At 46.4% G+C, this 21878-nt stretch carries 24 protein-coding genes and 1 other RNA gene; 5 read left to right on the top strand and 20 right to left on the bottom strand.

What is annotated here, in order from left to right:
• Positions 1-11 precede the first annotated feature (11 nt).
• Entirely contained in the window at positions 12-1889 is a 1878-nt protein-coding gene (locus tag ACLWNV_RS00950; protein WP_413586021.1) for a tetratricopeptide repeat protein, read from the bottom strand.
• A gap of 93 nt (positions 1890-1982) precedes the next feature.
• Entirely contained in the window at positions 1983-2480 is a 498-nt protein-coding gene (locus tag ACLWNV_RS00945; RefSeq protein WP_413586020.1) for a hypothetical protein, read from the bottom strand.
• Positions 2481-2770: 290 nt separating this feature from the next.
• Here ACLWNV_RS00945 and ACLWNV_RS00940 point away from each other — a divergent pair, with 290 nt between their 5' ends.
• Positions 2771-3316, top strand: coding sequence for a polyhydroxyalkanoate synthesis regulator DNA-binding domain-containing protein (locus ACLWNV_RS00940; RefSeq protein WP_088617236.1), 546 nt, complete (start codon positions 2771-2773; stop codon positions 3314-3316).
• Positions 3317-3374: 58 nt separating this feature from the next.
• Here ACLWNV_RS00940 and ACLWNV_RS00935 read toward each other — a convergent pair whose 3' ends face one another.
• Together ACLWNV_RS00935 and lpoB are read right to left on the bottom strand one after the other, a co-directional pair.
• The gene (locus ACLWNV_RS00935) at positions 3375-4619 is read right to left on the bottom strand and encodes a COG3014 family protein (protein ID WP_413586019.1); all 1245 of its coding nucleotides are present in this window, start codon (positions 4617-4619) and stop codon (positions 3375-3377) included.
• Positions 4619-5218 (bottom strand): penicillin-binding protein activator LpoB, encoded by a 600-nt coding sequence (gene lpoB, locus ACLWNV_RS00930; RefSeq protein ID WP_413586018.1) that lies wholly within the window; start codon positions 5216-5218, stop codon positions 4619-4621. The genes ACLWNV_RS00935 and lpoB overlap by 1 nt, the downstream gene beginning before the upstream one ends.
• Positions 5219-5372: 154 nt before the next feature.
• Between lpoB and ACLWNV_RS00925 the strand changes: the two genes are divergently transcribed.
• Positions 5373-5777: a JAB domain-containing protein gene (locus ACLWNV_RS00925; RefSeq protein WP_413586017.1), complete on the top strand. Its 405-nt coding sequence runs from the start codon at positions 5373-5375 to the stop codon at positions 5775-5777.
• Positions 5778-5785: 8 nt separating this feature from the next.
• Here the strand turns inward: ACLWNV_RS00925 and ACLWNV_RS00920 are convergent, their stop codons facing one another.
• The 7 genes from ACLWNV_RS00920 to ACLWNV_RS00890 all read right to left on the bottom strand — a co-directional run bounded on the left by ACLWNV_RS00920 (position 5786) and on the right by ACLWNV_RS00890 (position 13176).
• The gene (locus ACLWNV_RS00920; RefSeq protein ID WP_413586016.1) at positions 5786-6379 is read right to left on the bottom strand and encodes a hypothetical protein; all 594 of its coding nucleotides are present in this window, start codon (positions 6377-6379) and stop codon (positions 5786-5788) included.
• 47 nt (positions 6380-6426) lie between these two features.
• Entirely contained in the window at positions 6427-8409 is a 1983-nt protein-coding gene (locus tag ACLWNV_RS00915) for an ATP-binding protein (protein WP_413586015.1), read from the bottom strand.
• Positions 8406-9383 (bottom strand): zf-HC2 domain-containing protein, encoded by a 978-nt coding sequence (locus ACLWNV_RS00910; RefSeq protein ID WP_413586014.1) that lies wholly within the window; start codon positions 9381-9383, stop codon positions 8406-8408. Before ACLWNV_RS00910 ends, ACLWNV_RS00915 begins: the two co-directional genes overlap by 4 nt.
• Positions 9364-9834: a hypothetical protein gene (locus ACLWNV_RS00905; RefSeq protein ID WP_413586013.1), complete on the bottom strand. Its 471-nt coding sequence runs from the start codon at positions 9832-9834 to the stop codon at positions 9364-9366. Before ACLWNV_RS00905 ends, ACLWNV_RS00910 begins: the two co-directional genes overlap by 20 nt.
• A gap of 33 nt (positions 9835-9867) precedes the next feature.
• A complete protein-coding gene (locus ACLWNV_RS00900; RefSeq protein ID WP_413576585.1) occupies positions 9868-10911 on the bottom strand; it encodes a rod shape-determining protein in 1044 nt (347 codons plus the stop codon).
• 168 nt (positions 10912-11079) lie between these two features.
• Positions 11080-12714: a glycerol-3-phosphate dehydrogenase/oxidase gene (locus ACLWNV_RS00895; RefSeq protein WP_413586012.1), complete on the bottom strand. Its 1635-nt coding sequence runs from the start codon at positions 12712-12714 to the stop codon at positions 11080-11082.
• A 9-nt stretch (positions 12715-12723) separates the two neighbouring features.
• Positions 12724-13176, bottom strand: coding sequence for a hypothetical protein (locus ACLWNV_RS00890; RefSeq protein ID WP_413586011.1), 453 nt, complete (start codon positions 13174-13176; stop codon positions 12724-12726).
• 50 nt (positions 13177-13226) lie between these two features.
• Here ACLWNV_RS00890 and ACLWNV_RS00885 point away from each other — a divergent pair, with 50 nt between their 5' ends.
• Positions 13227-13970, top strand: coding sequence for an HAD family hydrolase (locus ACLWNV_RS00885; protein ID WP_413586010.1), 744 nt, complete (start codon positions 13227-13229; stop codon positions 13968-13970).
• Here the strand turns inward: ACLWNV_RS00885 and ACLWNV_RS00880 are convergent.
• The 8 genes from ACLWNV_RS00880 to ACLWNV_RS00845 form a co-directional block, all read right to left on the bottom strand.
• Positions 13963-14454, bottom strand: a complete 492-nt coding sequence (locus tag ACLWNV_RS00880) for an N-acetyltransferase family protein (RefSeq protein WP_413586009.1) — start codon at positions 14452-14454, stop codon at positions 13963-13965. The genes ACLWNV_RS00885 and ACLWNV_RS00880 overlap by 8 nt on opposite strands.
• Before the next feature lie 71 nt (positions 14455-14525).
• Positions 14526-15845, bottom strand: a complete 1320-nt coding sequence (locus ACLWNV_RS00875; RefSeq protein WP_413586007.1) for an aminopeptidase P family protein — start codon at positions 15843-15845, stop codon at positions 14526-14528.
• A gap of 18 nt (positions 15846-15863) precedes the next feature.
• The gene (locus ACLWNV_RS00870; RefSeq protein ID WP_413586006.1) at positions 15864-16868 is read right to left on the bottom strand and encodes a patatin-like phospholipase family protein; all 1005 of its coding nucleotides are present in this window, start codon (positions 16866-16868) and stop codon (positions 15864-15866) included.
• Positions 16837-17613, bottom strand: a complete 777-nt coding sequence (locus ACLWNV_RS00865; RefSeq protein ID WP_413586005.1) for a TlyA family RNA methyltransferase — start codon at positions 17611-17613, stop codon at positions 16837-16839. Before ACLWNV_RS00865 ends, ACLWNV_RS00870 begins: the two co-directional genes overlap by 32 nt.
• Before the next feature lie 5 nt (positions 17614-17618).
• Positions 17619-18488: a polyprenyl synthetase family protein gene (locus ACLWNV_RS00860; protein WP_413586004.1), complete on the bottom strand. Its 870-nt coding sequence runs from the start codon at positions 18486-18488 to the stop codon at positions 17619-17621.
• 5 nt (positions 18489-18493) lie between these two features.
• Positions 18494-18715 carry an exodeoxyribonuclease VII small subunit gene (locus tag ACLWNV_RS00855; protein ID WP_142698585.1) on the bottom strand — a complete coding sequence of 74 codons (222 nt, stop codon included), beginning with the start codon at positions 18713-18715 and terminating at the stop codon, positions 18494-18496.
• Complete coding sequence (gene xseA, locus ACLWNV_RS00850) at positions 18715-20136, bottom strand: exodeoxyribonuclease VII large subunit (protein ID WP_413586003.1); 1422 nt, start codon at positions 20134-20136, stop codon at positions 18715-18717. Before xseA ends, ACLWNV_RS00855 begins: the two co-directional genes overlap by 1 nt.
• 40 nt (positions 20137-20176) lie before the next feature.
• A complete protein-coding gene (locus ACLWNV_RS00845) occupies positions 20177-20395 on the bottom strand; it encodes a hypothetical protein (RefSeq protein WP_413586002.1) in 219 nt (72 codons plus the stop codon).
• A 79-nt stretch (positions 20396-20474) separates the two neighbouring features.
• Here ACLWNV_RS00845 and ssrS point away from each other — a divergent pair.
• Both ssrS and ACLWNV_RS00835 read left to right on the top strand, forming a co-directional pair.
• Positions 20475-20648: non-coding RNA, 6S RNA (gene ssrS / locus ACLWNV_RS00840), on the top strand.
• A 198-nt stretch (positions 20649-20846) separates the two neighbouring features.
• Positions 20847-21095, top strand: a complete 249-nt coding sequence (locus ACLWNV_RS00835; protein ID WP_413586001.1) for an AbrB/MazE/SpoVT family DNA-binding domain-containing protein — start codon at positions 20847-20849, stop codon at positions 21093-21095.
• Here ACLWNV_RS00835 and ACLWNV_RS00830 read toward each other — a convergent pair whose 3' ends face one another.
• On the bottom strand, positions 21096-21629 hold the full coding sequence (locus tag ACLWNV_RS00830; protein WP_413586000.1) for a hypothetical protein: 534 nt from the start codon (positions 21627-21629) through the stop codon (positions 21096-21098).
• Between the last annotated feature and the right edge of the window lie 249 nt (positions 21630-21878).

The following is a 21878-nucleotide window of genomic DNA, read 5'->3' as shown; positions in this document are numbered from 1 at the left end:
CGACCAAGGAACTATTTTGCCGAATTGTCTGCCGCCACGGGTGTCGTATTGGTAGATGCTGGCAATCTTGGAGAACCTAATTCTTGTCTTTCAATTGCAGTGATCTTTGCGCGAATTTCCTGAACCTTTTGTTTGTCAGTTTCAAGATCCGCAGCTTTGCGATACATCTTTTTGGCTTTATCAATCATGGATTGTCTGTAGTAAGCGTCACCCAAGTGCTCTGCAATAATACTTACAGTGCCCTGGAATTTGTGGGCTGCCTCAAGATACTTGATTGATTCAGTGACTTTGTTTTGTTTGTACAAAATCCAGCCCAATGTATCCAGCACGTAACCGTCTTTTGGTTCAAGCTCTGTCGCACGACGCGCCAGCTTTTCAGCCTCATCCAGATTCTTGTTCATTTCAGCCCATGTGAAAGCCAGGTAGTTCATACCTTGAACGTGATTTGGATCAAGTTCCAGCACCTTCAACATTTCAGCAACCACGATGTCTTTGTTACCCATGCGATCGTTAATTGTACCGAAGTAAAATCTTAGCTGCGCATTTTCCGGGAACTTTGCAAGTCCCTGTTCCAAAACTTTTGCTGCCGATTTGAAATCATTCTTTTCATCCAACAGGGATGCATACATCGCATAGACCTGTGGTTGATCCGCACGCTCTTTCAAACCTGTGGAAACCAGTTCGATCGCTTCATTCAGGCGACCCAAACCTTTAAGAAGGTATGCCGCATGCACCACAGACTCACCATAGTAAGTACTGGAAGCCGGAATCTTTTTAAATTCACGAACTGCTTTTTCAGCCTGGCGGGTTTCTTCGTAAACTGCCGCAAGGTAGAAACGGATCTTATCTGATTCTGGAGCTTCTTTTAGAATCTGCTCCAACTTATCAACCGCCACTTCGTAGCGCTTTTGTTCAATCAGGATCAGCGCCATTTTCATTTTGATATTCAATGGCTCTTCAGAGTTTTGCTCCAAGACTTCAAGTTGATCGTAAGCCAGGTCGTAGCGACCCTGCTCGATATACGTTTGCGCAAGGACGTCTGCGATTTTCGGGCTTGGAGTATTTTCCTTTTGGAAGTTGCGATACAAACTCAGGGCTTTTTCATCCTGCTTTTGCTTTGAGTAAAGCATACCCAGAGTCAACACACCGTCCGCAAAATCCGGTTTAAGTTTCAAAGCCGTTTTGAAAGACTGCTCTGCCGCTTTTTGGTATTTGCCTTCCGGTTGTTCCATACGCACGCGACCGATGTAGTAATGCGCAAGATGAGGCGTCACGTATTCTGGATTTTTCAACAAAGACTCAAAGTATTTCACAGCTTTGTCAGATTGCTTTTGCTCGGAATACAAAGCACCAATGTACAAAGGCGCTTCTGTGTTCGTCGGTGAAAGCTTCATTACCAGCTGATATTGATCCATCGCTTTTGGATAAAGCTTCATGGAAGAATACAAACCACCCAACAACAGGTGGGAATCGATATTCTTTGGATCTTTCTTGGTAGCTTCCTCGGCCTGAGCCAAAGATTCAGAAATCATTCCCAGCTTCAAAAACTCTGCAGCCAAACGCATGTTCACAGTCGGAGAGTTCTGATCGTAAACCAGCGTCATCTTGAATGACTCGATTGCTTTGTTGGAGTTTCCTTCCAAAGCATAAGCCTCACCCATTGCGAAATAGTAGTCCGCCTGAGTGCGCATATAAAGAGGATCCAGAGTTGTCTGACCATCTTTTGAAGTAATCGGAGGTGGAGTTAATGATGCCGGTGCTCTGTTACGATCGTTAAAAGACGCCTCGTAGTAAGTAGCTTTATCGGAATCTTGTGACGTGAACGTGGCGCAGGCAGTAAGCGAGAGAAGAAGCGCTGCGAATGTTCCGGTCCTAGTAATAAGAAGCATGAGATCTCCTTGGTCACTAGGCTGTTCGGAGCGATGTGGAAAAACCTTGATGAACGGGGTCAATAACTTGACCCTTGGACAGGGTGGGAAAGTCTAATTTTGAGACATACTCAAGACCACACCGACATCATCCCCGCCGAAGCTGGGTTGGCCGACGATCTTCATCTCTTCATTTTCTAGATCTTTGCTTTCCACTTTGGAGTTGGGGCCGGATGACCACACGACGATGCGAATGTTGGAATTATGCTCTGCGCTTGGCAAGACCCGATAGTGATAAGGCTGACCCCATGGGTCGGTTCCCATGGTTCCGGTCTCACGAAGACTGTCCATAGGCTCAGAAACCGGTGCCACAGAGGCTGGCAAACGACCTCCCGAAGCCACTTTCGGCGTCGCAGAAACCTTTGTCGCCTCGCGATAAATTTGTACAACTTGGTAACCTACGACCTCTGCTTTCTGCAGAGCGGCTTTGGTCTGAACGTCCTGGGAGGACTGGTTCCAGGGGGAGGCAATGATGGTCGCTGAGAAGCCGACCAGACCCAGCAAAGTCAAAACTCCTGATGACTTAAACTCTTGTTTTTTCTCATGTTTCATTAAATTACCACCCGCAACGTGATCGACCTTAATTACGTTTCGGAGGCTTCAGAAGAAAACTTTAGACAAAGGTCTTAGAAATAAGTGCAAAAAACAAACAAGAGTTTAAAGCAGACCCTATTCTCAATTCGGTCATTTTTAACGCCTAGAGTCTTTTCTTTTGATTTGAGGACCGCTTGACAAGGCATGGCACCGGGGATAGGTTGCGCCCATCGACAGGGGGACGTGCTGAATACTTTAGCACATATCTCATTGGATATTTTGGGTAAATTTCAAATTGGGAGGCACTTTTGATCAACCAAAACGAAACAATGACATCTAAGCCAAACTCTAAAGTTAAAATCATCAAGCGTTATCAGAATCGCAAACTTTATGACACACAACAAAGCTGCTACGTGACTTTGGACGACATCGCTAAAATGATTCGTACAAACGAAGAAGTAATGGTTATCGATAATAAGTCTAAAAACGATATCACTGCTGCGACTTTGACTCAGATCATCTTTGAAGCTGAGAAGAAAGCATCTCAATATGCTCCTCTTTTCACACTTCGTGAAATCATCCAAAATGGCAACGGCAGCATTTCTGGCTACCTTGCTAAACTTGGTGCATTCCCTCAGGACTACATGACTAAACAACAAGTAAACACAGTTGTTGAAAATGCGTCTGCGGAAATGAAACAAAACTTGGAAAACCGCGTTGCTACTGCTGCAACTCGCTACAACACAGACACTACTGCTAAAGTAGCTGCTGAAAAAGCGACAGTTCTTCCAGGTCTTCAACAAGACGAAGAAACTCCGAATCTTCCGGGTTCTTCACTTGGTTTGAACAACTAATTCTGTTTCCACAGATTTAGTTTAAAGAGGCTCAGCTAACGCTGGGCCTTTTTTTTGCCTATTTCACGGAGCGCCAGATGATGAATTTTTTCTGGCCTGCATTGATTTTGAAGTTCTGATTGAAGAGCCCTTCACCCGATGGGTTTCCGGCCATATCCAATCCTTCCAGATTGAATTTATATTCTCCCGGTTTCAATGGAACCCGGATCATTTGAATTGTTTGTGGCAACGTCGACCACTGACGAAGATCCGCACGGTCCGCAAGATTCATTGCCAGGAAAGTTAAATCTCCCAAAAGCTGATTTTGTTGTCGCACCTGATCTGCAAGAACTGCCTTGGTCGCTAATCCCGCCATTCTTTTTGCGACCAGAATTCCATAATCCTCTTTCAAGGTTTTGATGGCGGCTTCCTGCACATTGTACAAGGGATTACTTACATAAATACCCTGTCCATCAATAGTCAGGCGCGCGGTTTTAGTTTCGCTGGGCGCTGGATATAAAGCGGGCAAACGATACTCATTCTGAGCCGCATATTTTCTGGGACCCCAACCCTGTTGATAAAGAATTACCAACTCCCCCATGGATTTACCGTACCAGTCGGGATTTTCCTTAACGTCAGGAAATTTCTTTTTCCATTCTTTGTAGGCATCGGGTCTGCGCGCCAGTTTTGCCGAGCGAATCAGATCTGTTCCAATTCCGGGAATACTTGGATCCAACTTGTAAGCTTCCTGATAAGCGATGTAAGCATCGTCGTATTCACGATCTGCTTCCCAAATCAAAGCCGACAGATATTTACTGAAGGGATTAAGTTCGAACTTCTGTTTTTCTTCCTGGCGATACTTTTGATATTTTTCGTTGATTCGGCGGGCTTCAACCAAAGCATCATCCAATTTTCCGATTTCTAAAAAGTTCATCGCAAGGTACGCATTGATGAAAATCTTTTCAAAGGTGTCGCCCTTGTACTGAACCATTTCTTCATTCAGCGCAAGTGAACCTGCGACACGGGAAACCGACTGATAATCCACTTGTTCTGAAAGACGATCCGCTCGCAGAAGTACGGTGTTACTTTCCGGAATGTTTCCGGAAATCTGCAATGCCACTCCGTAATCCAAAAGATAAACCAGCTGATCGCCGTCCTCTTTATTGGCCAGGGGCTCAAGCTCTTTCAGAGCTTTTTCGAAATCCCGACTCACAAGATATGAGCGGGCTTTGTCCACTTTACCCTGGTAAGTGGCGCATCCCGAAAGCAGTAAAATAAAAAAAAGACCCACAAATCCTGTGAGTCTTTTGAAGTGAATAGTCATTAAAGTCCGATTGATTTTTTCTTAAATACTTTACGGATTTGTTTTTGGTCAGACCAAGTAATCATGCTGGTTTTCAAGTTCGTCAAATTCAAAGTCAGTTTGTAGTACACAGACTTGTCTTTACCAACTTCCTGAACGATGGAATCCAAACGACCGTTGATGATAAAGTCTGCACCAACCTGGCCGCCTGGGCCTTTTTTAGATTCTGCGCTAGTCATGCCGGAATTTTGGTAGTTGTATTCGTCAGCGATATCGCCACGAGCTTCTTTATCGATGAACGCGACTTTACCAGTTTTCATCAACTCAACACGGATCATATCCATGATGCTTTGAGTGTCGATGTGTTCGCTGGTTTTATTTTGCAAACCTGTCACCATTACCACAGGCATTCTTTTCGCCTGAGTGATTGCCGGAGATTGCAATGCGCTTGTCACAAGATCGTGAACAGCTTTTTGCATATCAGTTTCAGACCATTGATCATTCAACAGATTTTCTCTGCTGACATCATCGTAATCACCTTTAGTGAATGCTTTTGGACCGCAGCTTGTAAGTGCCAACATTGATACTGCCATCGCAGTCATTAGGAAATTCTTGATCATAAAGATACCCCTTTTATTCCTGAACAAGTCTATGCCGAGCCCCTGCTACGTGCAAGTCCTGCCCGTGTGCCCCACGAACGGCGTCCAATATTCGTTCGTCGCTGTACGCCAATCTGTGATGGAGAACTGTTCGGATTTTGCACATCCTCGACGCATGACTGAAATCACCTGTAGCTCTGACGCTTTTGAATTACTGAAGCCTAACGTCAATCCCACCGCCGAAGAACTGTGGATCATTGCATTAAATCCCCAACTGCAGCTGATCTCCTCTGAAATGATTTTCCGCGGCACTGCTGATTATTGTCCAGTTCATCCCCGCGATATCATCCGGTTCCTGATCACTCATAATGCAACTTCGTTTATGATGGCTCACAATCATCCCAGTTCCAGCATTGAACCTTCCACTCAGGATTTAGCTATCACGCGACGAATGTACAACTGCGGAAAACTGATTCAGATTCCACTGATTGATCACATTATTTTTAGCAGCAGTCATTACTACAGCATGGCTGATCATGGATTTTTTAAGATTCTTAAAAAGTCTTCCCGTACGATTTAAGGGAAAGATTACTGAATTGCTCCGCCGTCGGAATTAAAAATATCCACAGTGCCAGGTTTGCGATTGATAGGAGTGACTTTGCGGACGCGATACTGATCATCAAGAATTACGTTGTAGCCGCCTTTTGCAGCATTCTCTACAAACTGACGGGCGTATTCTTTTTTATAAGCTTCGGAATAAGCCGCATCTTGTTCTGCATTAAAAAGTTCCCGTTGAATCACATCGTGGGGATTAGAGGGAACGCCCTCTTCACGGTCACCGCGACCAAACATCGCTGCGGTTTCCGCTGATCGGGAATCGTTGGAAAGATCCAAACCTGAATCCTGCGGATTGTATGTCGCTTGTTCTTTGGTTCTGTTGAAATCTGCAGAGGCCGAATTTTCGATTTCCATGCGACGACGTTGAAATTCCATTTTTTCATTGGTCAGCATCAAATGCTTATTCACTGATTTTTCGAACGTCGGAGTTTTTGTGACAGCACCGGGACCATTTTTACTTTTGGTTTCCGTTCCCATTGATAACAACACAAGCAAGCCCGCTCCTAAAAACAGAAGCACGGCTAACAATTTGCTATTATCATTCTGAGATTTATTCTCTGCCATCTACTTAAATATCGGCTGACAAAGGGGACTTTTAAAGGTGTTAACCCTTAGATTTGTCTGGTTTCCTGAGAACTTTTTTCCTGCACCGGCGGATAGACTGGCAGAATCACGATAAACTCAGTACCGACACCGACTTCAGAACGAACCTGAACTTCCCCGCCGTGATTTTGTACGATCCCGTAGGAGATACTCAAACCCAATCCAGTTCCCTGACCCACGCCTTTAGTCGTAAAGAACGGATCAAAAATCTTATCGATAGTCTCCGGACTCATGCCCTTACCACTGTCTTGAATTGAGATTTGCACCCAGCCAGACTTGGTTTTGCTGTCTTTACCAGGCTTATAGTCCTTCAGTGGCATTGTGGATATCCAAACATGACCGGGACCATCGATGGCTTGAACCGCGTTGGAGAGGATATTCATGAATACCTGATTAATCTGACTCGCATAACAATGAATGTGCGGAGTCGGTTCGTACTGACGATGAATTTCAACGCGGCCTTTGATTTCACCTTGAAGCAAATTCAATGTGGTATCCAGACTTTGATGAAGATCGATTTCCTGAAGCTTCGCTTCTTCCAATCGCGAGAAGTTGCGCAGCCCCAGTACGATATCACGCGTGCGGCGTGCCCCGTCCTGGCAGGAAGAAATTAGTTTAGGCATGTCTTTCACGATATAATCAAATTCGTATTCTTCTTTTAGCGCTGGCAGCTTTGAAGGATGTTTCTCGGCAGAGTCCACAAGCTTGATCAGTTTATCGCCGTAGTCGCGCAGATAAGTCATGTTTGAATAAATAAATCCAATGGGATTATTTAACTCATGGGCGACACCAGCCACAAGTTGCCCCAGACTTACCATTTTGGCCGAGTGAACCAGTTTGGTCTGAGTATCCTTCAGTTCGCGGTTGGCAGATTCAAGTTCCGTGATTTTTTTGCGAAGATCCGAACGGGCTGTCCAGATTTTCTTACTCATTTCATTGAAACTTTCAGTCAGCAGTCCAATCTCGGTGTCATTCTTAACCGGAATTGTTACAGCTTGTTCCTGGGATTCAAATGATTGCAACGCCCCTACCAGATCATACAGCGGTTTCAGTACCCAATTGGAAGTGACCAGTATTGTGATGATCAAAAGAAAAACCACAGCACCGACGACGGTCATGAAGGCGATGTTCACGTTTCTAAGAACGGCGGCGGATTCGCTTTTTGAAGCACCCAAGGCAACATAGAATTTGGAAATACCCCAATCCATCGGATACACCAGAAATCCATAGGGATTGCCGCGCACATTTAAATCAAAGAATGCATCTTTAACGGGACGGAAATAGTTCTTAAAGAAGTCCTTTTTATAAAGATAGAAATCGGAATGACTTGCGGCCACCAGATCGCCGTTATCACGGATCAGGATTAGTTCCAGTTTCAGTCGGTTTTTGATTTTACTTAGGAAGGCCTGATTTAAATCCAAAACCTGTTCAATGTAACCGATCAGACGACCACTGTTATTTTTAACCTGGGAAATCAGGATCAAATTTAACTTGCGGCCTTCACTGTACTCCGCAACGCCGATGTCGCTTTTGGTTTTAACTTCTTCCATGTATTTCGCGGATAGGAAAACAGCTTCCTTACCCGGCATGAAGTTGCGAATCACACCTTTGTCGTCTTTAAATACAGACGCCAGCATGCGGCCTTCGCGATTAAAGAAAGTCAGACTTGAAGTATCGTCTGTGCGAATCCACGTATTAGCGACATTGCGAACAGTATTCCCATCCCCCATTGCCAGGTGGTAGGTCAAACTTGGATCGCGCAGGTATCTTTCACGACGCTGCTGCAGAGTGGTTCGAAACTCGTTGATGATGTTCTCAACTTCACGGGCATTCCCCGTCAGACGCTGGGTTAACTCGTGATCAATGGCCTTTTCATATTTGACCATCGAGTAGTAAGTTACGAACGCCAACGGTACGACGGAAAATAAAAGAGACCATACGATAAGAATCGTACGAAGTGATCTCTTTGGTTTCCGTCTTAAGGTTTTCACTTTTTATCTTCGTCCACTGTGATAATCAAACGGATGATTCCGTCTGGCATTACCCGGGGATGCTTTTCTTTAATCAGATTAACTTTGCCGTAAGTTCCCAGGAACGTCGTCAGATCCTGATACTTTGCTTCGGGTAAAGTAAAGTGATAGTAAGTCGACGTCGGAGATTTCTGCCAGCCCAGTTCCACGGAACCGGCTTTACGACCACCCAACTCCTGAATCTTTTCTGTGATTTTTGGTCCGACCACTGAAAGATTTGTAAGTGCAATCTCGCCACGGTAAAGGAAACCACCGGAAGCAACAGATGAAGATTCGTCTTCCTTCTCGGCTTCTTTCTTTGCGGTTGCTGCTGCCGCAGCGACTGTTGTCGCCGGAGCCACAGAAGGCTTGGCTGCAACTGTTGCGGCTGGTGAAGCTTTAACTTCGGCCGTAGGCATCGGTTTAGGAACCTGAAGAGGTTTATCTGTCTTAGGTTCTTCATCCACGAATTGCGGCTTGTCTTCGTACTGTGCGACCTTTTCAGTTTTGCTTACTTCAGACAAAACCACTTCTTTGCTGCCGCCGCTCATCCCGATTTGCAGAACTTTCTGCCAGGGTGCCACGGTCAATAAAGTAACAATCACTCCCACAACAACCAATGCTTCCAAGCCCCACTTCAAACCCTGTGGCCAGCGGTCGAAATTGGATTTTTGCATCAGCACGGTCAGGTAAGTGGAAGGAGTATTGATCTGTTCAATAATTGGTTGGGAAACAATTGTACTGGCCAGTTGTTTTGCATAGATTTCGCCATTTTGGATTTTATTAAGATCCAACTGCGCATCACGGGAGAATTTCACATGATCTTCGACTGCCAGTTTTCGTTCCTCATCCAGAACGCCTGACAGATAGTCATACAGCAGCTCGTGACCGATAAAGGGAGACATCTCCCTTTTCCCTTTTTTAGAAAGAGCCAGTTTATCCTCTTGCTGTGCCATGCTTTAGCTTCCCCATCCCTTGAGTCATAGTGCCCAGCTTGCGCAAAGCTCGGCCCAAACGATAGCGAATCGTACCTTGAGTGATTCCAAGGCCTTCGGAAATATCATTATCTTCAATTTTCAAAATTTTTGACCAGATCACCGTCAGAAGTTCGTCTTCAGATGCGGTCTTTTGGAATTCACGCCAAGGTCCTAAATCAACACCTTCAGGAATCAGCCAGCCGGATTCCACTGTGGTGTTAGGACGACCACGCGTGACTCGAACCTTGAATTTATCCCAAGTGATTTTAGTCGCCGCAACCAGGGCGACGGGATTTGATAATTCCGGATTTCTTTTCTTTTTATCCCGACAAAGGGCTAGGGCTTGAGTGGAAGCCTCGATCGCCCTTCTGTCATCTAGTAAAGCAAAGTAGAAAAACAAGGCGATCGATTGAATGTCGGCTTCGGTCATGTACTTCCTAATATAAGTAGAATGACCCTTATGTTAGTCGACTGTCAGCTGTCTGAGAAGGTCCAATTGGTCTAGAACTTTACCTGAGCCCATTACTACGCAGCTCAATGGATCTTCAGCGATAGAAACCGGCAATCCAGTACGTTCTCTTAGAAGAACGTCCAGGTTCGCAAGCAACGCCCCACCACCTGTGAGAACAATTCCGTTATCTACGATATCAGAAGCAAGCTCTGGCGGAGTTTTTTCAAGAGCGGTACGAACAGCATCCACCACTTCAGACAATGGATCCATCAAGGCATCGTTAACCTGAGAGCTTGTGATCTCGATAGTTTTCGGAGCACCAGCTACAAGGTCACGACCTTTGATTTCCATCGTTTTTTCATCTTCGAATGGATATGCATTACCGATTTGGATTTTGATCAATTCAGCAGTTCTTTCACCGATCAACAAATTGAACTGACGGCGTACGTAGTTGATGATTGCTTCATCAAACTTATCGCCCGCTACTTTGATTGATTTACAGTAAACGATACCACCCAAAGAAATAACTGCGACACCCGTAGTACCACCACCCATATCGACAACCATGTTGCCTGATGGTTCTGTGATCGGAAGGCCTGCACCGATAGCTGCTGCCATTGGTTCTTCGATCAAGTAAACCTCGCGCGCACCAGCTGATTGAGCAGCTTCCTTAACCGCGCGTTTTTCAACCTGAGTGATTCCGTATGGAACGCAGATGATGATACGTGGACGGATAAAAGATTTTTTCTCGCCCAAAGATTTACCGATGAAATATTTAAGCATGGATTGAGTAACTTCGAAGTCAGCGATAACACCGTCTTTGATCGGACGGATTGCCACGATAGAACCTGGTGTTCTGCCCAGCATGTGTTTTGCTTCTTTACCGACAGCAAGAACACGGTTTTGCATTCCGCGATAGTTCTTTTGAACTGCTACTACAGATGGTTCATCAAGAATAATTCCGCGACCTTTTACGTAAACGAGAGTGTTGGCTGTGCCCAGGTCAATCGCGATATCATTGGAAAAATAGTCTTGTACTTTGTCAAAAAAACTCATGCTGAATCTCTCTCAAGAAAATTTCATTGTGTGATTTCGACTACAAGTCTAGGGAGATTGAAAAGCAGAGTCAATACTGATATTTAGGCCGTCAGTCGAGTAATTTTGACGCGCTTAAGCAATTTGACACAGAGTCAGCGGCTCTCGAAGAGCCGCTCTGGTGCAAAGTTAGAAGTGTTTTTTCCACTCGAGCTCGCGTCCCATGTACTCGGAAAGCGCGTGTTTCTCGTCGTGAAGTCGCTTGTCTGACCAGCTTAGTTTCTCTTGGAAAACTTGCGCAATTTCATCCAAATGCTTCAACCCATGATTGCGATCCGCAAGGAACAACGGAACTCTGCGCGAAAAGAAATCGCGCAAATTCAAACACATCGTGTTGTCGATGGCCTGAGCGGCTTCCAGCTGCCAGTAACTGTATTTATAATCATATTTGCTAAGGATAACTTCGGCTTCCCGCCCATACCGCTGCGCTAATTCCACAACATCTTCCTCGGGACGGCCGTACTCCTGCGCCCAAGCGGTCGCCAGCACTCGCGCCTCGTGATAGGCGCTTTCGGATGTATACTCGTTCAATGCCACTGCCGTGTCTTTTTTTGCAAACTTAGCGCGATCCTCCACAGTGAAACTTTTCAGCGCATGGGAAACCGTTTGTTGGCACATCAGGCGATAAGTCGTGTATTTGCCGCCAGCCACAAAAGTCACTCCCCGTGGGTCATCGATGATGGTGTGTTCGCGACTTGTTTTGCCCTCTGAAGAAGATCCATCGTTCACCAAAGGACGAACTCCAGCGTAACTTGCAATCACATCGTGCGCCGTCAAATTCGCTCCCGGGAAATAATGGGAGGTAATTTCCAACAGGTACTTTACGTCTTCAGGTGTGACAGTCACATTTTCCGGAGATTCTTTGAAGTCCGTATCTGTCGTGCCGATGATGATCATCTCGTGGCGCGGAATTCCAAACACGATGCGATCACCTTTTTCCGCACCCATCACCACCGCTGATTCCAGCGGCAGACGATTCTTAGGCAAAGTCAGATGGATACCTTTTGTCGGGCGCAGAATTTTTTTCCACTCTTTGAAAAGACCCTCGCCCAACTGGTCCGTCCACGGCCCAACAGAGCTGATAACGTGGCGACCGCGAATTTTAAATTTTTCTTTGCTTAATTGGTCTTCGCAATGAACTGCTGTGATTTTTCCATCGGCGCCAAAATCTGCACCCGTTGCTGCCACGTAGTTGGCAGCGACCATACCCATTTCATTCGCGGAACGCAGGGTCTCGTGAACCAAGCGGTCATCATCCATGTATCCGTCTGAGTAAATATATGAACCCAGAAGATCTTTTTCACGAAGTGCTGACATGCGTGCGACGGATTCTTTGGAATCCAGACGCTCGTGCATTTCTGGAGATTGGAATAACGCCAGAATATCGTACAGCCACATTCCCAAGCCCATCTTGAACATGCCCACGCGGCTTTCCTTGTAAAGCGGAAGCATGAAACGCAGAGGATGCACCAGATGCGGCGCCATTTCGAATAATTTATTTCTTTCATTCAACGCTTCGTAAACAAGTTTGAAGTCCATGTTTTCAAGGTACCGAATTCCACCGTGAACCATTTTGCTGGAGCGAGAAGAAGTTCCTGAAGCAAAATCCCGGGCTTCAACCAGGGCGACTGACATACCTCGCGCGCAGGCATCGCGGGCGACTCCGGCTCCGTTAATGCCACCACCGATGATGACAAGATCGAATTCCTGAGTTTTCATTTTGGACAAATTCTGAATGCGATTCACGAAGGAAAAATTCTTCATACCCTTATCCTATTTCGTTGTTTTTACAGCAAGCGTGCCTGGCTCCCAAGTTGCGGGCTTAAAACCTTTTACCGAGTTTGGAACTCCATTATCCGACGGGAAGTAAACTCTTTGCAGATGTTTTTCACGGCCCAACTTATAGGCCAGTTCACAAAGTTCATCGCGGGCCTGCAATGTCGTAAACTGCACATGCTCAACCCACAAAGTTTGTGTTTGCCCGTCCAGGAACAACAACGGTTGAGCAATAAAGTAGCCCAGCAAAGCTCCTGATTCCTGATCTTCTGCCAAAAAGCTCCAGCCCAGTGGAATATAATGATTTAGAGCTTCGATGCGGTGTTTGGAGTTCCAAACCGCGATCATTCTTTCCATCTCATCCGGATATTGTTCCGTAAGTTTGCGATTTTCGAGATCCAAAATTCGTTGTAAATCGTCAGTTTGGATAACGCGACAGTAAAGACTCATGAACCGTGCTCCCTTGTCATTTTGACGTATCTATTTCATACTAAGACCCGATGAAATACAAAGACTATTCCGCCGACATTTGGAGCACAATTAACAACACTCTTGATCAGGTTTTGAAGGAACAGAAAAATCCTGTTGCGGCCTTCGATGCCGACGGAACTTTGTGGGATATCGACCTGGGTGAAACGTTCTTTCACTATCAAATCGACAACAAACTTGTGGACCTCCCTAAAGACGCCTGGAATCACTACGAATCCATGAAAGCCGAGGATCCGCGCAAGGCTTACTTATGGCTGGCACAAATCTGTAAAGGCAAAACGCTTACGCAGGTTCGCGAATGGGCCAAGGCGGGAGTTAAAGACGCAGCTCCGGTTCCGGTGTTTTCTGAACAAAGAAAGTTGCTTCAACTGCTTATGTCAAAAGGGGTTCAGATTTACGTCATCACAGCCTCAGTGAAATGGGCTGTTGAAGGAGGAGCTGATCTGGTGGGTCTTGGGTATGACAACATCATTGGCGTTGAAACCGAAGTGAATGACGACATCATCACCGATAAGCAAAAAGGCGTTATCACTTATCGTCAGGGTAAAGTGGAAGCACTGCTTGCAAAAACCGGCGGACAGCTTCCCTTCCTGGCAAGTGGAAACACCATGGGTGATTTCAATTTATTGGAAAGCGCGACCCACCTGCGTTTGGCTGTTAGCGCGGCTTCACGCGATGATAAGATTTTTAAGACCGAGCGCGAACTGACAGAGAACGCCGAAAAAAACGGCTGGCTTCACCATCGTTTTATTTAGCGATCGTCGCGAGCTTTTCAAGGGCTTCACCGGTCACGCGATGAACGGTCCACTCGTCCATGGGCTTTGAGCCCAACGACAAATAGAAATCAATGGCGGGCTTGTTCCAATCAAGCACCGACCATTCCAGGCGCCCACAGCCGCGTTCAACGGCGATTTTGGCAAGATGACTTAGAAGCCGTTTGCCGTATCCTTTACCACGATGTTCAGGCAGGACAAAAAGATCTTCCAGATAAATTCCCGGGAGCGCCAGGAACGTTGAGTAACTATGAAAGAACAATGCGAAACCGGCTTTGCTGCCGTCCTCTTCCAGGAAAATCACTTCGGCAAATTTCTTTTCTCCGAATAGAGTTTTCCTAAGTGATTCTTCGGTTGCGACAACTTCATGTTCAAGCTTCTCGTAGATCGCAAGCTGAGTGATGAAATGAAGAATCTCCGGGATGTCAGACTCTTTGGCGGAAACAATCTTGATATTCTTGTTCACAGGACACCTTTAAAGAAAAAGCTCTGATTCATCATCAGAGCTTAAACATATTTATCAATCTCGGGAAATTATTAGGATTTGCCAACTACTTTTTCGATATCAGAGATCTCTTTCGGTACTGATGTCGTCATGTTTTCGACGCCGTTTGAAGTTACGCGAACGTTGTCTTCGATACGGATGCCGATACCGCGATACTTTTGCGGAGCTGATGTGTCGTCGGCTGGGATGTAAAGACCCGGCTCGATTGTGAAGCACATGTTGGCTTCGATCGGACGTGGTTCGCCTTTTTTAAAGTACAAACCAGCATCATGCACATCAAGACCCAACCAGTGGCCGATACCATGCGGATAGTATTTCTTTTGCGCCAGGGATTGAATCAAATCGTCTTTACGACCTGACAACAACCCAAGCTCAAGCATTGCATCTGTCAGCATGGAAGTACCCATGTCGTGCAAGTCTTTGAATACGATGCCTGGTTTTACGAAATCCACGATTGCTTTTTGAACTTTCAAAACAGCTTCGTACACGCGGCCTTGCTCATCAGTGAATTTACCGTTTACTGGGTAAGTTCTGGTGATGTCGCCAGTGTAGTAATTGTACTCAGCCCCGGCGTCGATCAACAAAAGATCACCGTCTTTGCAGACCTGGTCGTTAAAGTTGTAGTGAAGAGTCGTAGCGGCATTTCCGGAAGCCACGATGAAACCGTAACCTTCGCGGGCAGAGTCTCTCATGTAAAAGTTATGAGCCAATACGCCTTGCACTTGGCGCTCAGTCACACCCGGGCGGGTAAAGCGCATGGCTGCCAAGTGAGCTTGAGCAGAAATTTCGCAAGCTTCGCGAAGTTGAGTCAATTCGTACTCTGACTTAACCAAACGCATTTCGCCGATCAAAGTGTCGGCATCGTGCACAGAAAGCAAACCATAGCCTGTACGGCCACGCATTTGTTTTACTGTGTTCAAAACATGCTCCATCTTTTCATCGACTTCTTTGTTTTTAAACTGGCGATAGTAAATAGAATCAACAGCAGATAACAATTGTGGCGCTACTTTTTCAAACTCATCAATTGGATAGCACTTGTCGATTTTGAATTCCTGCTCGCAGCCTTCCGGGCCGTAACGGAATCCATCCCAAGTTTCTCTTTCGCGGTCACGACGGCGCACGAACATCACTGTCTCTGGAGTTTGACCAGGGCGAACGATCAAAATAGATTCCGGCTCTTCCCAACCAGTCAGGTAGAACATGTTGGAATCCTGACGGTATGGAAAATGCACATCGTGGTTACGGATTGTTTCCGGGTGAGAAGCCACCACCAACGCAGAACCTGGGATCTGTTGAGCCAGGCTTTTTCTTCGTGCCGCAAAAATGTTCATATCAAAAGTTGGTTTTCTCATTCCGGTCTCCTGAACTTTTTAAAGTCCCCATTTACGTGTCAAAGTTTTCAATTGGCGGTTTGCTGAGTCAGCGCCTTTGTTCATAATTTCACGGCGCTTATCGAAGTCCATAATACCATAGTCACCGGTATCAAGGGTAATGACAGTATCAACTCCTGCAAAAGGCTTATTATACAGTCCCGCGATCTCACTCCATAATACGTTGTCCGTGGCTGCCGCATCCAAAGTGAACGGCTTGCTTCCGCCCGGCACTTGAAGGACATTCACGAACACCACAAAGTTCGCACCTTTCTGGCGAAGATAGCGGGCTAATCCCGACACTTCACGCACGGCTGCGACATTGCCCTGGAATGGTTTAAAGAACGGCGGATAGGCCATGCACATGCTTAAAAGCTGTTCCATGCCACCGCGATTCATCATCAAGGCCTGGTTCTTTTTTAGATTGTAGGAAGGACAGGCAAAAGGAATACGGAAATCCTCGGCCTTCTGATTTTTGAAAGCTGTGTTGTAGAATTCGCGCATGACCGAGATGTCGCCGTTCTTGTTCACGTTTCCAAGCAGGGACTTTTTGATGATCTCGTCATCTTTAAGTTTGAACATTTGCCATTCAACGTCGTTGGCCTGTTCACGATTGGCAAACAAAGCTGCCATCGGAGACGCGAACTCCACCCCACCGATCGCATACACGGGAACCTTCGCGCGCGAAAGTTCGTGCAGAAATCCGATATGGGCATAGGCTTTTGCTCCCCCGCCGCCAAGAATAAATGCAATCTTTGGCATCGCGGGAATGACTGGTGCTGGAGGTGGTGGAGGTGCTACCGGTTCTTCAACCTGAACATCCGGCTGATAAGGAGTGGAATCCTCGACAGGTTGCTGAGGAGAGGTTGGTCTTTGAGTTTTGCCATTCGTTGGCGCAGGTTTTGTTCCCTTGATATCCTCACGAGTCCTGATGGATTGACAACCCGCCAGGAAAACCAGTGCCAAAAGAAAGCTAACGCTTTTTCGCGAATACAAAAAACTCATGATTGCCATCCTTTCCCTCAATGGAAGAAGCAAAATAGTCCCTTACCTCAAAGCCGCATTTATCACAGCAAGCTTTGATCTTTTCTTCGACTTTCACATACAACGAACTGTCTTTGACAATACCACCCTTTGACAGCCCGTCAACGCCGACCTCGAACTGTGGCTTTACAAGACTTAGAATATGGCCGGATGGCTTTAAGAATCGGTTCAGTTCCGGCAGAATCATTTCGATGGAAATAAAGGATACATCCATCACGATCAGATCAAAGCCCTCTTTCGGAGTGGCCGCAATAACTGCAGCTTCGCCTGATAATGCGCGGGCATTGATCCCTTCGATCACTTTCAACTTGGGATTATTCAATAGAGAAGAACTGACTTGGCCGTGGCCAACGTCAACTCCCAACACGAACCGGGCACCAGATTGCAAAGCGCAATCCGTAAAGCCCCCCGTTGAAATCCCCACATCCAGAACATCAAAGCCCTGAATATTAAGACCGACCTGCTTTAAGGCGCCTTCAAGTTTTAATCCCCCGCGAGAGACAAAGCGATTGGCAGGCCCCTGATCCACTGTGATCTGATCTTCCATTTCTGGCGTCACTGCCAGATTGGATTTCTTAAGAACTTTCTTTTGGCCATTCTGATTTAAGAATACCTGACCGGCTTCAATCAGCTCCTGGGCATGGGTGCGCGACTGGGCCAAGCCCTTTTCAAACACATAAATGTCCAAACGCTTTTTATCAGCCATAACTTCTAATGTTTTCGGGAAATATTAAAATTCACCAGGAACTCAAGCATCGGCGAGTCCGGAGAAACTTTGTGAAGCTCTGCCATAGTGCTTTCGCTGATATTTTTCAGCAACTCCTTGGTGGCTTCAAGACCGATGATACCGGTAAAGCTTCTGACATCCTGATCTTTTTCACCATGATCCAGAACATCGTCAGCCACCTGGAATGCCAAGCCCAGGCCTTCACCGAATTTTTTTAATGCTTCGATCTCATGGACCTTGGCGCCCGCGATTATTGCGGCACCTTCAACAGCGACGCGAATCAAAGAACCTGTTTTTAAAAGATGCAGGTGTGTCAGCTCGTCTTGAGTTAATTGCTTTTGTCCCGCACGCAGATCGATGGCCTGACCTCCGACCATGCCACGAATACCTGCGGCCTCGGAAAGCAATTGAACCAGACGACCCACCAGAAAGCCGTTCTCAGAATAATTTTTTGCAATGATAAGAAAGGCTTCAGTTAAAAGGGCATCACCCGCAAGCAATGCAAAGTCTTCACCGAACACCTTGTGATTCGTCGGCTTACCCCGGCGCATGTCATCGTTATCCATGCAGGGTAAATCATCGTGAATCAAAGAATACGTATGAACCAATTCAACCGCAGTCGCAAAGGGCAGGGCTTTGTCAGCTGAAGACCCCAGCATCTCTGCGATCAGGATCGACAACACCGGGCGGAAACGTTTTCCGCCATTGGTCGCCGAATAGAGCATGGATTTACGAAGTTCCGCGATGGCAGCACCCTGAGGCAACTCCATGTCAGATAGGTACTTTTCCACAAACTGATTCACAGTTTGCACTTTCAGGGACATTTCCTGCTCAAGCTGAATTGCCAAATCCAAAACGACTACTCCTCTGGAGTGAAATCAGTTGTCACTGGTTTGCCGTCAGCACCGACCGACATCAAAAGTTTTACTTTTGATTCAGCTTCGGACAGACGCTGGTGACATTCGCGGGAAAGCTTAACGCCCTCTTCGAATAGCTTTAAGGAATCCTCTAAAGCCAGGTCACCTTTTTCCATTTTTTGAACGATCTCTTCCAAACGTCCTAATTTTTTTTCGAAATCCATTATTCCCCCTTCACGCCACTGACTGTGGCTGTGAGTGAACCCTGAGCCAGGCGAATATCGATGCTGTCGCCCACTTTTACCTGGCTTGCTGATTTAATAACTTTTGAATCTTTTGTTACAATTGAATACCCGCGATCCACAACTCGCAACGGACTCATGCTATCAAGCATCGCCATCATACGATCCACGCGGGATTTTTTTCTTTCCAAAGAAAACAATAATGCTTTCTCGGTACGGGCCTGCATAAAGCCTAGTTCTTTTTTGCGGCGATCAATCAAGTTTTGCGGAGTACCCAGTTTTTGCGTCAGCAATTCCACCCGGTGCTCTTTCTTGTTGATCAAAGTCGACATCGCCAACTCCAAACGAGTCAGCAAATCGTCGTTACGCAATTCCAAATCTTCAAGGCGACGTTTTGGATCAACCAGTCGCTTTGACAACCCCAAGGACTTTTCACGCAGGAACTTCATCTTTCTATCGAAAGATAATTTCAGCATGCGCTCAAGCGACGTCACCTTGTTCACAAGTTCCGAGGAACTCTTGGCAACCAGCTCTGCCGCCGCTGAAGGAGTTGGCGCACGCAAGTCCGCCACAAAGTCTGCGATAGTAAAATCAATTTCGTGTCCCACGGCCGAGATAACCGGAATTGGACTGGCCGCGATCAAACGCGCCAGGCCCTCGTCATTAAAACACCACATGTCCTCGATGGAACCACCACCGCGACCCACAATCACCGCATCTACATCCGGCAACGCAACCGCTTTTTTAAATGCTTCACGAATCTGAGGTGCTGCGGCCTCCCCTTGCACAATCGTTGGAACGATTGTGACCTGGATGGATTTGGCGCGACGGGAAAGTACATTTAAAATATCGCGAATCGCTGCGCCCGTTGGCGAAGTGACAATGGCAATATGTCTGGGAAAAGTCGGAATAGGTCTTTTGCGAGCAGAATCAAAAAGGCCTTCCGTACGAAGCTTGTGCTTTAGTTGCTCGAAAGCTTTTTGTAAAGCTCCGGCCCCCACCGGTTCCATCATATCAACCATCAACTGATAGTTGCCACGTGGCTCGTACACCGTGACTCGGCCGCGAACCATGACTTCCATACCGTCTGTCGGTTTGAACTTCAGGCGCGAGTTGTTACCGCGGAACATGACCGCTGTGATTTGGGATTTGGAATCTTTAACACTGAAATAAAAGTGACCGGATGTATGGGCTTTGAAATTGGAAAGCTCACCACGCACCCACACCATTCCCATCTGACCTTCGATCAATTGTTTGATCTGAATATTCAGCTGCTCGACAGAAAGAACTGTCGGCTCATTGGACTTTGCCGGCTGCTCGGTCGATTGAGCAGGAGCCGCATCCAACGTGAGTTGCGCGTAATTTTCAGTCTTGCGAAGGGGTTGGTTTTTAGGGTCAGACATGGGGTCTGACGCTATAGCCAGCCCCGGGAGGAGTCAATACTCAGAGCGACGAGTGCCAGACATTTTGCGCAGCCCAAAGACCGCCCACAAAAAAACAAATCCAGCCCAGATTTTTATGCTTCATCAAATTGTGAAACGCTTGCCCCATGCGCTCTTCACCCAGTTTTACCAAGGCGCGATTTTCCAGCACAAGTACCATGAGGAGTCCATAGAAAAAAACAACGAACGGGAAAATAAAATCAAGCTTTTGAGGTGTCATATTCAATATATCGGAGGCTTACGAAAAAGTTAGAGTCCGGTTCCATTGACGAAACTGTACTTCCTGCTAGAATAGTCCTCAGAGGTTCGAAGGCGTAAAGCTCATCGAAATTAAACCTTACAAGCATATTTTTGGGGACTGTCCCTGGCAATGGTGTGCAAGCTCAGCTCGTACTGAGAAGCCTAAAGTCGCTATCATGGTCACCCACCTTAGCTAAAACAGGTTTAGTTCAGAGTGGCCGTCGGACCTTTTTTTTATTCTCTCAAAGGAACATTCGTTCCTTACCTCTGCACACATTTTCCATTGATAAATTCTCGTTTTGAGACTGCTAAAAAACTGGCTCAAAGAATGGTTTACGTATCCTGAATCAGGACACCATTCGACATCCGAATTCCCGCACCTTAATCTAAAAACAGCGACTATTTAGAACGTTAGATGTTGGAGCAACCGCATGAGCAGATCATCCGCAACTTCAAAGGCCTCAAGAAAGAATCAAACCACCATTCCGCAACGCGTGCGCAAGGCACTGGGTATTGCGAAGGGTGACACTATTCTTTGGACTATTGAAGGCAACGAGGTCTCAATCAAGATCATCAATCGCGTGAATGTGGATTGGAATAAGACCCCGGAAATGTCTCTGCTGGAGTGGGCTCCAGCAGAAGAAGAAAAATCTCAGTCTCAGGAAGAAATCGTTCTTTAGTTATCTCTTTGCTACTTTAGCCGATCTGCCGGCCGCGTGCGCTGGCACTCGCTTCATCGGTTTTTTCGATGCCACAACCGCTTTAGCCTTGGCTTGCTTCACAACTTTTGTTGGAATCACAACCTTTTTAGCTGCTGCTGGCACGCTTGCCACCTGACGAGCTGCTGGCGCTGGCTGTTGAATAGCCTGAACAACTGCTCCCGTCTGAGATAGGAGATAAGCTGCAGCAATGCGTTCTTCAGCCTTCGGCGACTTTGCCTTGGACTTCAACACCTTGATATCTGATTGAGACAGTCTTTTAACCTGAGAGCGAAGTTGCTCTTCATACTGTTTAGTACGGCCCTTTTTCATGGCCATAGTGGTTAACTCTTGCTCGATTAAAACCGTCGCAAGACTGAAGCCGCTTCCATCATCGACATATTCGATGTCTTTTGGAGCGGCCGGACGGTCCTTACTCACCTCAGCGAATATAACCATACCTACCACGAAACTAAATACGACAGAAAATACGATGTGATTATGATAACGAGACATATGCGATCCCCCACTATGGCTCCTTACAACTCCCATGCCGAGTGAAAAGCAACTGTTTCGAACTCACACCAATTCTCTGTCCACGCACTATACATGCGCTGTCTAAAGAAACATTTTATCAGGACTTTCCATCTAAAAAGCAGTTGGGAAACGTATCTCAATTTTGAGACGTTCCAGGTAAGTCCGTACTTTTAAAACTAAAAAGCCCACTCTGTAGAGCGGGCTTTTTTGGATTTTGTGTCGATGAAA

The sequence above is a fragment of the Bdellovibrio sp. HCB274 genome (genome assembly GCF_047306075.1).
In the GTDB taxonomy this organism is placed as follows: Bacteria; Bdellovibrionota; Bdellovibrionia; order Bdellovibrionales; family Bdellovibrionaceae; genus Bdellovibrio.
This window is presented reverse-complemented; position numbering and strand designations above follow the sequence as displayed.

Excerpts from the sequence above, each read along its gene's own strand:
- ACLWNV_RS00950 (WP_413586021.1), bottom strand. The coding sequence starts at position 1,889 with ATGCTTCTTATTACTAGGACCGGAACATTCGCAGCGCTTCTTCTCTCG.
- ACLWNV_RS00945 (WP_413586020.1), bottom strand. The coding sequence starts at position 2,480 with ATGAAACATGAGAAAAAACAAGAGTTTAAGTCATCAGGAGTTTTGACT.
- ACLWNV_RS00935 (WP_413586019.1), bottom strand. The coding sequence starts at position 4,619 with ATGACTATTCACTTCAAAAGACTCACAGGATTTGTGGGTCTTTTTTTT.
- lpoB (WP_413586018.1), bottom strand. The coding sequence starts at position 5,218 with ATGATCAAGAATTTCCTAATGACTGCGATGGCAGTATCAATGTTGGCA.
- ACLWNV_RS00925 (WP_413586017.1), top strand. The coding sequence starts at position 5,373 with ATGACTGAAATCACCTGTAGCTCTGACGCTTTTGAATTACTGAAGCCT.
- ACLWNV_RS00920 (WP_413586016.1), bottom strand. The coding sequence starts at position 6,379 with ATGGCAGAGAATAAATCTCAGAATGATAATAGCAAATTGTTAGCCGTG.
- ACLWNV_RS00910 (WP_413586014.1), bottom strand. The coding sequence starts at position 9,383 with ATGGCACAGCAAGAGGATAAACTGGCTCTTTCTAAAAAAGGGAAAAGG.
- ACLWNV_RS00905 (WP_413586013.1), bottom strand. The coding sequence starts at position 9,834 with ATGACCGAAGCCGACATTCAATCGATCGCCTTGTTTTTCTACTTTGCT.
- ACLWNV_RS00900 (WP_413576585.1), bottom strand. The coding sequence starts at position 10,911 with ATGAGTTTTTTTGACAAAGTACAAGACTATTTTTCCAATGATATCGCG.
- ACLWNV_RS00895 (WP_413586012.1), bottom strand. The coding sequence starts at position 12,714 with ATGAAGAATTTTTCCTTCGTGAATCGCATTCAGAATTTGTCCAAAATG.
- ACLWNV_RS00890 (WP_413586011.1), bottom strand. The coding sequence starts at position 13,176 with ATGAGTCTTTACTGTCGCGTTATCCAAACTGACGATTTACAACGAATT.
- ACLWNV_RS00885 (WP_413586010.1), top strand. The coding sequence starts at position 13,227 with ATGAAATACAAAGACTATTCCGCCGACATTTGGAGCACAATTAACAAC.
- ACLWNV_RS00875 (WP_413586007.1), bottom strand. The coding sequence starts at position 15,845 with ATGAGAAAACCAACTTTTGATATGAACATTTTTGCGGCACGAAGAAAA.
- ACLWNV_RS00870 (WP_413586006.1), bottom strand. The coding sequence starts at position 16,868 with ATGAGTTTTTTGTATTCGCGAAAAAGCGTTAGCTTTCTTTTGGCACTG.
- ACLWNV_RS00865 (WP_413586005.1), bottom strand. The coding sequence starts at position 17,613 with ATGGCTGATAAAAAGCGTTTGGACATTTATGTGTTTGAAAAGGGCTTG.
- ACLWNV_RS00855 (WP_142698585.1), bottom strand. The coding sequence starts at position 18,715 with ATGGATTTCGAAAAAAAATTAGGACGTTTGGAAGAGATCGTTCAAAAA.
- xseA (WP_413586003.1), bottom strand. The coding sequence starts at position 20,136 with ATGTCTGACCCTAAAAACCAACCCCTTCGCAAGACTGAAAATTACGCG.
- ACLWNV_RS00845 (WP_413586002.1), bottom strand. The coding sequence starts at position 20,395 with ATGACACCTCAAAAGCTTGATTTTATTTTCCCGTTCGTTGTTTTTTTC.
- ACLWNV_RS00835 (WP_413586001.1), top strand. The coding sequence starts at position 20,847 with ATGAGCAGATCATCCGCAACTTCAAAGGCCTCAAGAAAGAATCAAACC.
- ACLWNV_RS00830 (WP_413586000.1), bottom strand. The coding sequence starts at position 21,629 with ATGTCTCGTTATCATAATCACATCGTATTTTCTGTCGTATTTAGTTTC.